We start from the raw sequence: 14,467 nt of genomic DNA, 5'->3' as shown, positions 1-14,467 counted from the left end.
CTTTATATATCGAAACGTTTCATATAAAGTCGGAATATCCATCCATTTTTTAATTCCTCTATATAAGTTTGATGGATATTAACGACTTATATAGAGCATTACATGTGTAACAATAGTGTCTGAATTAGCCATTTTTCTCGCTCCTTTACTTGTTAGGGAAATTTAGCGATTAATAAATTTTAACTTACATAAAGGGGAATAAAAAAATCCCCCAATTTTTAATCGGAAGGATTAGCCTGTCGTTTCTACTTAATAAGTACTTATTAATCATTTGAATCATGACAAATAAAGTATGAAATGAATTATAAAAATGGATAGACTAACCCTATATTTTGTAGTTTGAAGTTATAAAATTCAACTTAAAATATAAATTAGTTAATCATTATTCATCCATCATTCCTTTCATCATTCTATTTTTAGAGTAACATTCTTTTTTGGTAGATGCAATATCAGAATTTCCTTTACTTAATCCTAGATCATTTATAATTTTTTGAGTAAGGAAATAAAACTGAAATGAATTTTAATGTATATAAGCAAGTGATAAGTAAATTAAATAAACAAAAGGCCCTGTAAAAAATACAGGGCCGGATACAGGGTTAAGGGAACGCATAGTTTCTTAGTAACATATTAGCATAAACTTTTCATGTAGCTACATAAGAGTTTTGACAACTTTAAGAACAAAATAGAGTGTTTGTAAGAATAAATACACTAATTTAAATTAGAATTGTGATTTAAATTAGTGTGGTTATAATGTGAAAAAACAGATGAGTATTTTAATCATAATAACTTTTAGGAATGTATATGTAAGAAATATTTTTTGATTAGATTAAAAGTGAACTCTGACAATTTATTATATGTTATACCCAAATAACTTTAAGTTTTCTCCAGAGTCTGAAATTATCTCTTCGAACTGAAATCCTACTTTTTCTAAAAGATTTCCTGAATTGATGTTATCAATAGTAGTAATTGCTACAATTCGTTTCAGCGCGAGCTTTTGTACACCGTAGTCGATTACAGCAGAAGCTGATTCAAAGCCATACCCCTTCGAACGGAATTTCTCTAAAAAGGCAAAACCGATATCGACATCTTCTAATGAATCTCTTTTAATAAGTCCGCACATACCAAGTGGAGTGAAATCTTCTTTTCGTTCAACTAAGTAAAGACCAAATCCCATTTTATTATACATATCAACTGGTCCGTTTAAGATGTATTTTTTTGCATCTTCTAAGTTTTTAATCCTTTTATCACCAATAAACTGAATCCAGGCAGGATCGTTTACTAATTCAAGAATAAATGGAGCGTCTTTTATATGAAACCAGCGAAGAACGAGTCGTTCAGTTTCAAGAACTATCAAGCTATTGCACCACCTTTAACATTTATAATAATTAGTATGGAGTGTGTAATACGAAATCGCAACATATTTTAAAATAGTCCTGCTTGTTCACATAAAGTTCGTTTGTTTTGTATAAAGGGATATCCTATAATTAAAATTGATTGTAAAGAGTGAGATGCTTATACAATGACTCCTAGGTGACTAGGAGTTTTTACTATATAACTATCATTATTACTAAATATGGCACACTACACATTCTACTCAAGGAGGTACATAATGAAGAAATTATATAATGCATCGTTTACGTATTTGATTATCGGTTTATTATCAGGAATTTTCGCCAGGGAGTATGGAAAGTATAAGGGGATTTTAGGTTCTACTTTGTTAAATTTATTGCATACACATACACTTGTACTTGGCTTTTTCTTCTTTTTAATTGCTTTAGGATTAGCAAAAGTATTCGCGTTTCATGAAGCGAGAAGTTTTAATAAGTGGTTTGTTGTACATAATATCGCATTAATTTTAATGTTAGGTTCATTGGCCGCAAGAGGGCTTCTTCAGTTAAATGGAGCGGACTTTAATGGATTAACTTATATTGTTGGGTTTTCTCATTCGCTGATGGCAGGTACTTTAATTTGGTTTATGTTGTTAATAAAGAAGTCATTTAAAATGTAGTTTTATAGTAAAGAACTTGCGATAGGTATTGCAAGTTCTTTTTGTTTATTCGACAGTATGAAACTTGCATATGTATAAAACTTGAATTATTTAATTTTTCGGATTATTATGTATAAAATAGTTAACATATTTTGTAATTCAAATTTATAGAAAGTAGGAGAGTGTACGATGGAAATAACGGTAGAGCGTTTAGTAAATGAATTAAAGGGTGTACTTCCCGAAGATCGAGTAGTTGTAAATACGACAGTAAGAGAGTTACATAGTAAAGATGAATCTTATCATACTAGTAGTTTACCTGATGTAGTAGTTTTTCCAAAAACGACTGAAGAGGTTAGTAAATTAATGAAAGTAGCGAGTGAGCATAAAAAACCTGTCGTTCCTTTCGGTGTAGGCTCTAGCTTAGAAGGCCACGTTATTCCATATGAAAAAGGAATTACAATGGACTTTTCGCTCATGAATAAAGTACTCGAAATAAGAGAGAAAGATTTCCTTGTAAGAGTACAGCCGGGAGTGACTCGCTCTCAGCTTAATAAAGAATTGAAAAAGTATGGATTGTTTTTTAGTGTGGATCCAGGAGCAGATGCAACGTTAGGTGGAATGGCTGCTACAAATGCGAGCGGAACGACAGCAGTTAAGTATGGGGTAATGCGTGATCAAGTTCGTGATTTAGAAGTCGTTCTTGCTGATGGGGAAGTAATACATACTGGAAATTTAGCGGCGAAGTCATCATCAGGTTACCATTTAAATGGTGTTTTCGTAGGATCAGAAGGTACGCTTGGATGCTTTACAGAGTTAACGTTAAAAGTATACGGCATACCAGAACATGTTATGGCTGCGAGAGCATCGTTTCCAACTATAAATAATGCAGTAGAAGCTGTTATTAATATACTACAAGCGGGTATTCCAATTGCAAGAATTGAACTTGTAGATGAATTGTCTATGAAACAAGTAAATCATTATAATGAAACAAGTTACAGAGAAGAACCTACACTGTTTTTAGAGTTTCACGGTAATGAAGCAGGGCTAAAGCAAGATATTGAATTCACGAAGGAAATTGTTTTTGATCATAAATGTAAAGAAGTTGCTTTTGAAACGGAAACTGCGGCGAGAAATAAATTATGGGATGCGCGGCATAATCTAGCATATTCTTACGTTCATAGCTATCCTGGTAAAAAGCTTATGAGTACAGACGTATGTGTACCAATTTCAGAATTAGCTGGTGCAATCCAACATGCGAAAGAGACATTAGATAAAGTAGGTCTTATCGGTGGTATTCTTGGGCATGTGGGAGACGGGAATTTCCACGTGCTCTTAATGGTTGATCCAAACGATAAAGAAGAAGTGGGAAAGGCGGACGAAATAAATGAAAGTATCGTTTTATATGCTCTTAAACGAGGTGGAACGTGTACGGGAGAACATGGCGTTGGAATCGGAAAACGAAAGTATCAAGAAGAAGAACATGGGGCGGCATTACTCGTAATGGAAAAAATAAAGAAAGCTCTTGACCCACAAAACATTTTGAATCCGAATAAAGTTTTTCAGTTGAAGGATAGGGGATGATTGGGTGAAAGTACTAGAAGCGATAAGTAATATAGCTGGAAAGTATTTTGCATTTTGGGTTATTTGTATGGCAGCTATTGCATATTTCATTCCTGGACCATTTCTCGGGTTAACTAGTTATATAACAATTTTACTCGGGATTGTAATGTTTGGGATGGGATTAACATTAAAGGCTGTTGATTTTAAAATCATTGCTACAAAACCATTGCCAGTTATTATCGGTGTATGTGCTCAGTTTATTATTATGCCACTTGTCGCATACGTACTAGCCTACGTTATGAAGTTACCAGCCGAATTAGCAGCTGGATTAGTGTTGCTCGGTTCAGTACCGGGTGGCACTGCATCAAATGTTATGGTTTATTTAGCAAAAGGGAACTTAGCGTTGTCTATTGCAATGACTTCATTATCAACGTTACTAGCACCAATTGCTACACCTCTTATTTTATTATTACTTGCGGGACAATGGATGCCAGTAAATGCTATGTCTATGTTTCTTTCTATCGTACAAGTCATTATCCTACCTATTATTTTAGGATTAGTAGTGAAGAAGTTTTTCCCTACAACTGTTACGAAAGGAATGACTGTTATTCCTTTAATATCAGTTGTAGCAATTATTATTATTGTTTCTGCAGTTGTTTCAGCGAATGTAAGTAGCATTACTTCTTCAGGCCTGCTTATCTTTATTGCAGTAATGCTTCATAATGCATTTGGTTTTTTACTCGGATATATAACAGCGTTCGTACTTGGACTAGACGAAGGAACAAGAAGGGCTATTTCAATAGAAGTAGGAATGCAAAATTCAGGCTTAGGTGTTGCGCTGGCAACAGCACATTTTGGAGCAGCAGCTGCACTTCCAAGTGTATTAGCAGCAGTATGGCATAATATTGCAGGGCCGATATTAGCAACCATCTGGTCAAAAAATGCAAAGAATACTTTTAGTGATGAAAATTTATCGGTAAATATAGAAAAATAGGAATGATAAAGAATGCAAAAACGTATTGTACATTTTGAAGGACTGGTTGTTTTCGTAGCCACGATTTATGCGTATTCAATATATGAATTTAGTTGGATTATATTTTGGGTATTCCTTTTAGCACCGGATTTATCAATGTTAGCGTACGGTATAAATAATCGTGTTGGTGCTAAAATTTATAATATATGTCACACATATATTATATCTATATTAATAGCTATCATAGGTGTCTATTTTAAGATAGATACCGTTATAATGATTGGGCTAATATGGACAGCACATATTGGGATGGATCGAATGTTTGGATATGGATTGAAATATGAGACGGATTTTAAAGATACTCATATTCAGAGGTTATAAATTGTTTTTGGGAGAGGGATACGTTGAAACAGGGAATTACAATCGAAGAATATAACATCAAATGGGAAAGCGAATTTTATAAATTAAAATCGCTCATTAACAATGTAATAAATGAACTCGTTTTGTCCATTCAGCATGTTGGGAGTACATCTGTTAAAGGACTTTCCTCAAAACCAATATTAGATATTGATATAGTAATAGAAGAGTACGAAATTTTTCCTGAAGTAGTAAAAATGCTTGAAACGATAGGGTATTACCATCAAGCAGACTGGAGCTGCAAAGGAAGAGATACGTTTGGCAGAAAGGACGCTTTCGTTCCATGGAACGGGGAAAGTATAGTTTGGATGGAACATCATTTATATGTGTGTGATAAGAATAGTGAAGAGCTAAGAAGACATATAGTATTTCGGGATTACCTTCGTGAACATGAAGATGTTGCTTTTGAATATGGACGTTTAAAGAAAGAATTAGCAAGAGAATCGAAAAATCGATCCAGTTATAGTGAAGGTAAGACGGCATTTATTACAAGTATACTGGAGGAAATAAACTAAGGTTGCATTGAGTACATGCGGCCTATTCTTTTTAAATTGGAAGCTGCCATTATAAAATAATGACAAACTGTCCCTGTTGATTGATACGACTACTAAATATAATAGGAAATAAAAAAGAAAAGATCGGAAAAGAGGGAGCTTATGTACATACCAAAATATTTCGCAATACAAGATGAAGAGATGAAGTACGAAATAATGGAACAAAATAGCTTTGCGACATTATTTTCTCAACATAACGGGGAACCATATGCAACGCATTTGCCGTTGTTATTAAATAGGGAGACCCTAACTTTACATGGCCATTTCGCACGTCCGAATGAACAGTGGAAAGATAGTGGGAATCAAGAAGTATTAGCTATATTCCAAGGACCACATAGCTACATATCGCCGTCATGGTATGAAACAAACAATGCAGTGCCAACATGGAATTACGTTGTGGCGCATGTATATGGAGAGTTGGAAATAGTTGAGGATCAACAGGAATTATTAAAATCTCTTCAAGATTTAGTACATAAATATGACGAGCCGCAGAGTACTTACTCGCTAAATGAGGTAGATTCGAATTATATGGCAGGATTAAGTAAGGGAATAGTCGGATTCAAAATAAAGATAAATAAAATAGAAGGAAAAGCGAAGTTAAGTCAAAATCATTCTGTAGAGAGACGGAATTTAGTTGTTGAGGAACTTGAGAAAGTTGGTAGTGAGGGGAGTAGGGGGATTGCGGAGTTGATGAGAAAATAAAGTCTACATGAAAGGAAAATATTCTAAATAAGCGTATTTAAAAAGACCTTCTTAATTGAAGGTCTTTCATTTTTTAAAGTGTTTTTTCAACTGTTGTTGAGCTGTAATCCTTACTTATATCAACAGATTGAATAAAGTTAGGTCTTTGTGGTGCCGGGAAATCCGCATGGCCTGCTTGATATGTAAATGAACTATTGAGACCGATAGATACAATACCTATAACAGATAACCCTAAAACGATAGAACTAATTTTTTTTATCATTTTAATGCCCCCTTCTCAAACGTTTTTTCTTTTGCTTGTAATGCTTTATGAAAATACTCACTAGCTTTTATATGATTATTTTCATCGTAAAGTTTAACTGCTAATTTCTCTGAATATTCTTGCGTGTAGTTATATAAGGATTCTTTGTCGAAATACGCAATTCCTTCAAGAATAATATTTTCTAAGTCTTCAGTGGACTCATTATTGTTAAGAGACTCTAAAATTTTAAAGTGAAGCATATATTCTTCATTGTTTAGTTCTGTACAAATTTTTAATCCTTTTTTTATGAATTGATCAGCAATATTTATTTCATCAAGTTTAGAATGTTCTCTAGCTTGTAAGAAAATTGCTTTGAAATGGGTAGGCATTTTTGTCGTTACTTCAGATAGATGACGAATAGCTAGTGTCGATAAGTTTTGATTGGCATATAGCCATCCTAAATTATTACGCACTCTTAACAGTAATGATTCTTCATCCTGTTTCTGTAAAATGTTGATTGCTGAATTATATTTTTCCTCTGCTTGCTCGTATTGTTTTAAATATACAAATGCTGCACCTAATACGCTTTCACAAGAGGCGATGTTCTTTTCATACCCTACAGCTTTTATGAAGAATTCTTTCGCTTTGGTTGCATATTCAATAGCTTCAATTGGCTGGTAAAAGTGATAGTGGAAAATAGCCATTCGATAATTAAATTCACCTTTTTCTAGATCCTCAATGGCATTTACTAGTAGTTTCCCAGCTTTTTCATAATGTTCACTTGCTAAATTATAATTTGTTGTTAAAGTAGCATGAATTGCTTTAAATAAATGATAGTAGTAAGAAAGTTGGTGATTAGCTGGAATCGAGTAAGAATCTATCTTATTGAAACTGTCTTTTGTAATACTTAAACCATCAGTTAAAACTTTGAAACGAAAATTTAATAGAAAATAGTATAATGCTAAGTTTTCATCCTCTTCAAAGTTTAGTTCCTTTTCCTCAATTTCATGCTTTAAGTTGGTCGCCTGGGACACATCTTGTTTAAGCATAGCTAAATACCAATCATTAAATAATTTCGTAACTTGTTCATTACCTTGTAGTTGAACGTTCATGAAATCCCCTCGCTTTTTGAATATTCTTATAAAATATAGTATCAAAAATAACAATATTTAGAAATGATGTTTTATATTTCTCAACATTTGTATAGTAAAGTTATTATTAAGCTCATTGGAATAGAGTGGATTTTATTTTGGGCTAAAGAAAGAGCGGAGGAGAGAGTATAAAAAAGGTGTGTTCACACAATTTGTATGAACACACCTTTTTACATATTAAACAATCAAGTCCCACAAAAAGTACGATAAGGACGATTCGTCGGTACAGGTGGAACGCAGTATTCTTCTTGATCTGTAGCATACGCATAAGGATTTGATAGAGCTTCAAGAAGTTTTTCCATTACGCTATAGTCGCCATTTGCCACAGCTGCTTCTAGCGCTTCTTCTACGCGATGGTTTCTTGGGATGATGGATGGGTTATTATTTTTCATCATTTCGTAGGCGTTTTCTTTCGATTCTTCTTGTCTTTTTAATCGAGATTGCCACAGTTTGTACCATTCTTTAAATTCAGGACTTTCAAATAGAGCTGTATTTTCTATAGTATCAAGAGTTAATGAACGGAATGTATTTGTGTAATCTGCTTTAAATTTCTCCATCATTTTTAAAAGTTGCTCAATAAGTGATTGATCTTGTTCCTCACTGCTAAATAGTCCTAATTTCTTTTTCATTCCAATGAACCACAGGTTTTCATATTGTACGCTAAATTTTGAAATTTCGTCTTGAGCAATTTTTAATGCTTCTTCTTCATCTTCATGCAGAATTGGTATTAAAGATTCTGCTAGTCGCGCCAGGTCCCATGCGGCCATATATGGTTGATTTCCATATGCGTAGCGACCTTGTGTATCAATAGAGCTAAATACAGTTCCTTGGTCGTAATTGTCCATAAATGCACAAGGGCCGTAATCAATCGTTTCTCCACTAATCGTTATATTGTCAGTGTTCATTACGCCATGGATAAATCCAACAAGTTGCCATTTAGCGATGAGACTTGCTTGTTTCTTTATGACTTCTTGTAGTAATGCAGTATATCGATTTTCATGTGCTTCAATTTCTGGATAATGCCTTTTTATCGTATAGTCAGCTAGCGATTTAAGGTCATCGATGGAACCTCGAGCAGCAGCATATTGAAATGTGCCGACACGTATATGACTGCTAGCGATTCTAGTTAAAATTGCTCCAGGTAACTTTGTTTCCCGATATGTTGGCTCGCCTGTTGTGACAACTGCTAAACTGCGAGTAGTTGGAATATCAAGTGCATACATTGCTTCACTAATAATATACTCACGTAGCATCGGACCGAGTGCAGCACGACCATCACCACGGCGTGAATACGGAGTAGGGCCAGAACCTTTCAGTTGAATATCAAAACGTTTACCTGAAGGAGTAATTTGTTCACCTATTAAAAGCGCGCGACCGTCGCCTAACATATTAAAATGACCAAATTGATGACCTGCATACGCTTGTGCTAATGGATGAGCTCCTTCTGGGAGTGCATTACCAGCGAAAATAGCAATTTCAACTTCTTTTTTCAATTCTTCAGGATTAAAGCCAAGAGATATTGCTAGCGAATGATTTAGTTTAACGAGCTCCGGTGAACTTACTGGAGTAGGGGGGATTTCTGTATAAAATGATTGTGGTAAAGTTGTATAACTATTATCTAAATTCCAACCAGCTTCATTTTTTTTAGTCATTTTATCTCCTCCTTGTTTATTTTTTATTATGTATTTGTACGTATGTATTCTTTGTAAAGTTAGCTAAAAGTATAATATGATATTTCCCCTTGCAATCTATTGTAAGGACTTCACTGCACTATGTCTATTTAACAGCAAATATAAAAACTTCATTTTTTTAAATGGAGTTTTTATTATTACTTAATTTTTACGATTATTTTTCCTTTTGCTCTTCCAGCCTCTGAATATTCCATTGCTTTTTGAGCATCTTCAAAAGGGAAAACTCGATCGATTACCGGTTTGATTTTGCCTGCTTCAATATAATTTGCGATAGTACGTAATTGATCTCCGCTTGGCTTCATAAATAAAAATGAATATTGCGCATTATGCTTTTTTTCAAGTGCAGTAAGTTTTTTGCTTGCTAATGAAAATAAGAGTGTTTTAAAAAATCCTGAACCAAATTCTTTACCGAAACGAGCATTCGGCATTCCTGAAACGGAAACAATGTTGCCGCCGCTTTTTATAATATTGAATGATTTTTCGAGTGTTGTCCCGCCGATTGTATCAAATACCGCATCATAATCTTTTAGTATTTCTTCAAATTTTTCGGTTTTGTAATTAATAATTTCATCTGCGCCAAGAGACTTTACTAAATTGGCACCAGCTTCACTAGCAGTTGTTGTAACGGTAGCACCCATTATTTTTGCTAACTGAATTGCGAAAGTACCCACACCACCAGATCCAGCGTGAATTAATATTTTTTGTCCTTTTTGTAAGTGCATGATGTCATGTAGTGCTTGATATGATGTTAAGCCAACGAGAGGAATTGACGCCGCTTCCTCAAAACTTAAATTCACTGGTTTTAAAGCTATATCATCCTCATGAATGGCTATATATTCCGCGAAAGTACCAATCTTATTTTTTCTTGGACGTGCATATATTTCATCGCCGACTTTAAAACGAGTCACTTTTGATCCAACCTTTACAATGACACCGGAAAAGTCATTCCCAAGGATTAGGGGCATTTCATATTTAAGTAACATCTTCACTTTTCCATCGCGTATTTTAAAATCAATCGGGTTAATACTAGCTGCATGAATTTCTGCGAGCACTTCATGCTCGTTTATTTCAGGAGTAGGTACCTCTGCCATACGCATTGGAACTTTTCCGTATTTATCAATTATCATTGCTTTCATTTCTTATACCTCCACATTTCAATAAAGTGAAACTTTAATCAGTGGGGGGGTTCTTCATCCCCCACTGATTATTAGTTGAACCAATCGGACTTTAATGGGCAGTTGATCCCCCACCTAACTTCTTTGCTTTCACTGAATTTTGAGGTGGGGGTCTTACTGCCCATTAAAGCGGGATACAAGTTGTGCAATAGTTTGCCAGTTGATCCCCCACCTAACTTTTTTGCTTTCACTGAATTTTGAGGTGGACTGCCCATTAAAGCGGGATACAAGTTGTGCAATAGCTTTTCAATATCTAATACAAGATTTTTTAATACACCTAATTTTGTACGTATATCAATATAATAAAAGTTTTTTGTACCTTCTTTTCGCATTAAAATAATACCGGCTTCTCGTAAAATTCTAAGGTGATGTGATACCGCTGGTCGAGAAAGGTGTGTTTGTTTCGTAATTTCTCCTACACGTAATCCGGTTTGACATTCTGTTTCCATGAGAACGAACAAAATAGCTTGACGTGTTTCATCACCAATTGCCAATAATACTTTTTGAGAATCAATAAAATCTTTTTTTATAACATTTAATTGTTCTTGTTTATTCATTTCAATCACTTTACCTCCAATAAATTAGTCGAAAGGTTTAAGATGATGAACTATTACATCGATACGGTAATGCTACATGATTGTTGAATGAGCTGCAATATTGGGAAAGAAAATCGAGACGAATGAAATTTTATGAGTTGAAAATGGTAGGGGATAGAAAAGGCTTTAATAATACGTTGTTTACAGATGAGAAAGGATAAGGAGTTTAAAAAAATAAGCGGTCGTACCCTGAATAACTTATAGGGTTACGACCGCTTATCATGTTTTTATTATGTTGGTGTCTACTAAAGTGAGTTGTTTCATTTTACTCTTTCATACATGCATAATTCAAGCAGATTATAGATGTATGAAAAAGTAAAAGTAATTTGGGGCGTAATCTATCTATATGATAATTCAAAATGAAATATAAGTCTATATCTTTGTTGTTTTTTTGATTATATTTATATCACTGAGCTCAGAACAATGATGGGAGGATAAATATATGAAATCGAATTACGTACCAGTTTTAATTATTGGAGGAGGATTATCAGGGTTAGCATCTGCGCTATTCCTTGCAAAACATAACGTTGATTATTTATTGGTTGAAAGGCACCCGTCTACTGCAATTCATCCAAAAGCAGGTGGAATCACTTTTCGTACGATGGAGTTATTTCGAGAATTAGGTTTAGAACAAAGAATTAGATTGGCGGGTAAAGCATTAGAAAATTGTCGAGGAAGAATAGCAGTTCATACGATAGCTGAGGCGAATAAGGAAGAATTGGCAAAAATGCGGGCGACTCAGTATGGAAATGATGAGAAGTTACTTCAAAAAATAGAAGAGATTAGTCCATCAAAACAAACGGCTTGTTATCAAATTATTTTAGAAGAGATGATGTTACAAGAAGCGAGGTCATTAGATGGAGAATTATCTTTTTATCATGAATTGGTTTCTTATGAACAAAATGAGCACGGAGTAATCGCAACGATTCGGAATCGTGAAACGGAAGAAGAAAGTATTATTCATTGTGACTATGTAATTGCAGCAGATGGAGCGAAAAGTAAAATACGTGAGCAGCTAGGGATAAGTACTGAGGGACGAGGTACAATCGGTGGCTATTATATGAATATTTATTTTGAAGTGGATTTAAGTGAGTTTATACAAGGAGATGCATTTGGTTTTACTATGGTACTTCATCCGGAAGTTCTTGGTGCGCTTATTCCAGTTGATAACGAAAGAAGATGGATTTATCATGTATCCTACGATCCATTAAAAGGAGAGCGACCAGAGGATTTCACTATAGAACGTTGTAAACAAATTATTCAAACAGCAATTGGAAGCACAAATGTTGAGCCAGAAATAGTAAGTGTTTTACCGTGGGAAGCGACTGAAAGTACTGCTACAAAATTTCAAGATAATCGCATTTTTTTAGTTGGCGATTCTGCACATATTATGCCGCCAACTGGAGGGTTTGGTTCAAATACAGGGATACAAGATGCGCACAATCTAGCTTGGAAATTAGCGGCTGTTATAAAAGGGAAAGCAAATCCAAAATTGTTAGAAACATATTATGAAGAGAGATACCCTGTTGCAAAATTAACGAAGGAGTATGCGAATAGTTTATTGTTCCGTGCTGCGAATAGAGAAGAAGGCAGTTTGAATAATATGGATGGTTTAGCTGTAACTGTCGGGTATCAGTATTGTTCAAAAGCAATAATAGATGACTCATCCAATCCACATAGAATGGATATCATAGATTTGAACGGAAGGCCTGGAACGCGAGCACCTCATTTTTTTGGAATGTATGAAGGGGAGAAAGTTTCTATATTAGACTTATTCGGTAAAAATTTTGTATTACTTACTGAAGTAGAAAATAGTACTTGGGCTGAAGCTGTATTTGATGTTTCATCTAAATTAGGAATAAATATAAAAGTTTACAGCGTTGGTTTAAGAGGAGACTTTATTACTCAAGAAAATGTTTTTCGTGAATTATATGGGATAGAGAATGAAGGAGTTGTACTAATTAGACCAGATGGCTTTATTGGATGGCGTTCGGAAAAAGCAGTGGTAAATCCAGATGTAATATTGGAGGAGGTAATGAGTAATTTATTATGTGGTTTTTAAATAATTACGGAAGCATTGTCTTATATACTTCACTTTACTGAAAAAATAATATTCACAAAGTTTAATAGGTTTGGTATGATTAATTTCGACAAGTTAATCGAGGCCGGAGATATTTGAGATAAGCCATACATTTATTTAGGGATACAGAAGTGTCCTCTAAATAAATTATGGCTTTTTTATTGATGAACTGTAATTAATAAGGAGTTACATGTGAATAGGAGGGATATGGAAAATAAATAGTATAGTAATAACATAGGGGAATTGTATTTGTAAGATTGGAATTTTAATATAAGCTTATAAAAATAAGGAAAGTATATCTTCTATTTCGTGTAAATCTCATTAACTTGTTGAAATTTGCAACGTAGGAAGGGTTAGAAGGATGAGAAAAATTATTAGCGTGTTAGTTGTTTTCTTTATGATGGGAAGTATCTTTGCTGGGGGAGCTGTTCATGCGAAAGCAGAAGGGAAGCATGAATGGAATACGAATAAGTTTTTAAACATTGCACATCGCGGAGCAAGTGGACATGCACCTGAGCATACTTTTGCTTCTTATGATCTTGTGAAAAAAATGAAAGCGGATTATTTGGAGTTAGATATTCAATTAACTAAGGATGGCCAATTAATCGCAATGCATGATACAGCAGTTGACCGCACTACAAATGGAACAGGTGAAGTACGAGATAAAACATTAAGTGAAATAAAGAGCTTAGATGCAGGATCTTGGTTCAATAAAGCTTATCCAGAAAAGGCTAAGCAAGAGTATGTGGGGCAAAAAGTTCCGACTCTTGAAGAAATCTTCCAAAAGTACGGAAGAAGCATGAAGTATTACATTGAAACAAAATCACCAGATGTGTATCCAGGAATGGAAGAGAAATTGTTAGCGTTGTTAAATAAATATAATTTAGTAGGTCAAAACATGTCTTCTAGCCGTGTTATGATTCAATCATTTAGTAAAGATAGTTTAACAAAGATTCATAGTATGAATAAAAATATTCCGTTAGTTCAACTGCTTTGGTATTATCCAAATGAAAACAATGAGATTGTTGAATGGTCTGGAATTACACATGAACCAAAAAGTGTAACGAATGATGATTTTCAAGAAATTAAAAAGTATGCAGTTGGTATTGGGCCAAACTTACGTAATGATAACGGAGAACTAATTATTGATGAGTCATATATGAAAATGGCTAGAAAAAATGGACTGTTAATTCACCCGTATACAATTAATGAGAAACCAGATATGAGATTGTTAATTAAATGGGGTGCTACAGGAATGTTTACAAATTATCCTGATCGATTACATAGTGTGTTAAACGAAAAATAAATAGGAGAAAAGGTATACCGACGTTTTGGTATAC

General features: G+C 34.2%; 13 protein-coding genes and 1 pseudogene. 8 read left to right on the top strand and 6 right to left on the bottom strand.

Features of this window, described 5'->3' with window-relative positions; all coding sequences use genetic code 11:
* Positions 1–850: 850 nt before the first annotated feature.
* Positions 851–1,354, bottom strand: coding sequence for a GNAT family N-acetyltransferase (locus DT250_RS01935; RefSeq protein WP_087984039.1), 504 nt, complete (start codon positions 1,352–1,354; stop codon positions 851–853).
* Positions 1,355–1,609: 255 nt separating this feature from the next.
* Here DT250_RS01935 and DT250_RS01930 point away from each other — a divergent pair, with 255 nt between their 5' ends.
* From DT250_RS01930 to DT250_RS01905, 6 genes are all read left to right on the top strand, one after another.
* Positions 1,610–2,008 (top strand): DUF2871 family protein, encoded by a 399-nt coding sequence (locus DT250_RS01930; protein WP_088610281.1) that lies wholly within the window; start codon positions 1,610–1,612, stop codon positions 2,006–2,008.
* Positions 2,009–2,176: 168 nt separating this feature from the next.
* Positions 2,177–3,568: an FAD-binding oxidoreductase gene (locus DT250_RS01925; protein ID WP_149212406.1), complete on the top strand. Its 1,392-nt coding sequence runs from the start codon at positions 2,177–2,179 to the stop codon at positions 3,566–3,568.
* Positions 3,569–3,572: 4 nt separating this feature from the next.
* Positions 3,573–4,541 (top strand): bile acid:sodium symporter family protein, encoded by a 969-nt coding sequence (locus DT250_RS01920; protein ID WP_088064135.1) that lies wholly within the window; start codon positions 3,573–3,575, stop codon positions 4,539–4,541.
* Positions 4,542–4,553: 12 nt separating this feature from the next.
* Positions 4,554–4,901, top strand: coding sequence for a DUF4260 domain-containing protein (locus tag DT250_RS01915; protein WP_088610280.1), 348 nt, complete (start codon positions 4,554–4,556; stop codon positions 4,899–4,901).
* Positions 4,902–4,924: 23 nt separating this feature from the next.
* On the top strand, positions 4,925–5,452 hold the full coding sequence (locus DT250_RS01910; protein ID WP_149212405.1) for a GrpB family protein: 528 nt from the start codon (positions 4,925–4,927) through the stop codon (positions 5,450–5,452).
* Positions 5,453–5,593: 141 nt separating this feature from the next.
* The gene (locus DT250_RS01905; protein ID WP_149212404.1) at positions 5,594–6,193 is read left to right on the top strand and encodes an FMN-binding negative transcriptional regulator; all 600 of its coding nucleotides are present in this window, start codon (positions 5,594–5,596) and stop codon (positions 6,191–6,193) included.
* 73 nt (positions 6,194–6,266) lie between these two features.
* Here DT250_RS01905 and DT250_RS01900 read toward each other — a convergent pair whose 3' ends face one another.
* From DT250_RS01900 to DT250_RS01880, 5 genes and pseudogenes are all read right to left on the bottom strand, one after another.
* Positions 6,267–6,455 carry a Phr family secreted Rap phosphatase inhibitor gene (locus DT250_RS01900; RefSeq protein WP_149212403.1) on the bottom strand — a complete coding sequence of 63 codons (189 nt, stop codon included), beginning with the start codon at positions 6,453–6,455 and terminating at the stop codon, positions 6,267–6,269.
* Positions 6,452–7,546 carry a tetratricopeptide repeat protein gene (locus tag DT250_RS01895; RefSeq protein ID WP_149212402.1) on the bottom strand — a complete coding sequence of 365 codons (1,095 nt, stop codon included), beginning with the start codon at positions 7,544–7,546 and terminating at the stop codon, positions 6,452–6,454. Before DT250_RS01895 ends, DT250_RS01900 begins: the two co-directional genes overlap by 4 nt.
* 224 nt (positions 7,547–7,770) lie before the next feature.
* A complete protein-coding gene (locus DT250_RS01890) occupies positions 7,771–9,237 on the bottom strand; it encodes a protein adenylyltransferase SelO (RefSeq protein ID WP_149212401.1) in 1,467 nt (488 codons plus the stop codon).
* A 176-nt stretch (positions 9,238–9,413) separates the two neighbouring features.
* Positions 9,414–10,412, bottom strand: a complete 999-nt coding sequence (locus DT250_RS01885; protein WP_149212400.1) for an NADP-dependent oxidoreductase — start codon at positions 10,410–10,412, stop codon at positions 9,414–9,416.
* A 263-nt stretch (positions 10,413–10,675) separates the two neighbouring features.
* Positions 10,676–11,017, bottom strand: a pseudogene (locus DT250_RS01880) (ArsR/SmtB family transcription factor); the annotation flags it as partial.
* 472 nt (positions 11,018–11,489) lie between these two features.
* Between DT250_RS01880 and DT250_RS01875 the strand changes: the two are divergent.
* Together DT250_RS01875 and DT250_RS01870 are read left to right on the top strand one after the other, a co-directional pair.
* On the top strand, positions 11,490–13,109 hold the full coding sequence (locus tag DT250_RS01875; protein WP_149212399.1) for an FAD-dependent oxidoreductase: 1,620 nt from the start codon (positions 11,490–11,492) through the stop codon (positions 13,107–13,109).
* Between the two features lie 379 nt (positions 13,110–13,488).
* Positions 13,489–14,433 (top strand): glycerophosphodiester phosphodiesterase, encoded by a 945-nt coding sequence (locus DT250_RS01870; protein ID WP_149212398.1) that lies wholly within the window; start codon positions 13,489–13,491, stop codon positions 14,431–14,433.
* Positions 14,434–14,467 lie beyond the last annotated feature (34 nt).

This window comes from Bacillus sp. AR2-1, from assembly GCF_008368755.1.
GTDB lineage: Bacteria > Bacillota > Bacilli > Bacillales > Bacillaceae_G > Bacillus_A > Bacillus_A wiedmannii.
This window is presented reverse-complemented; position numbering and strand designations above follow the sequence as displayed.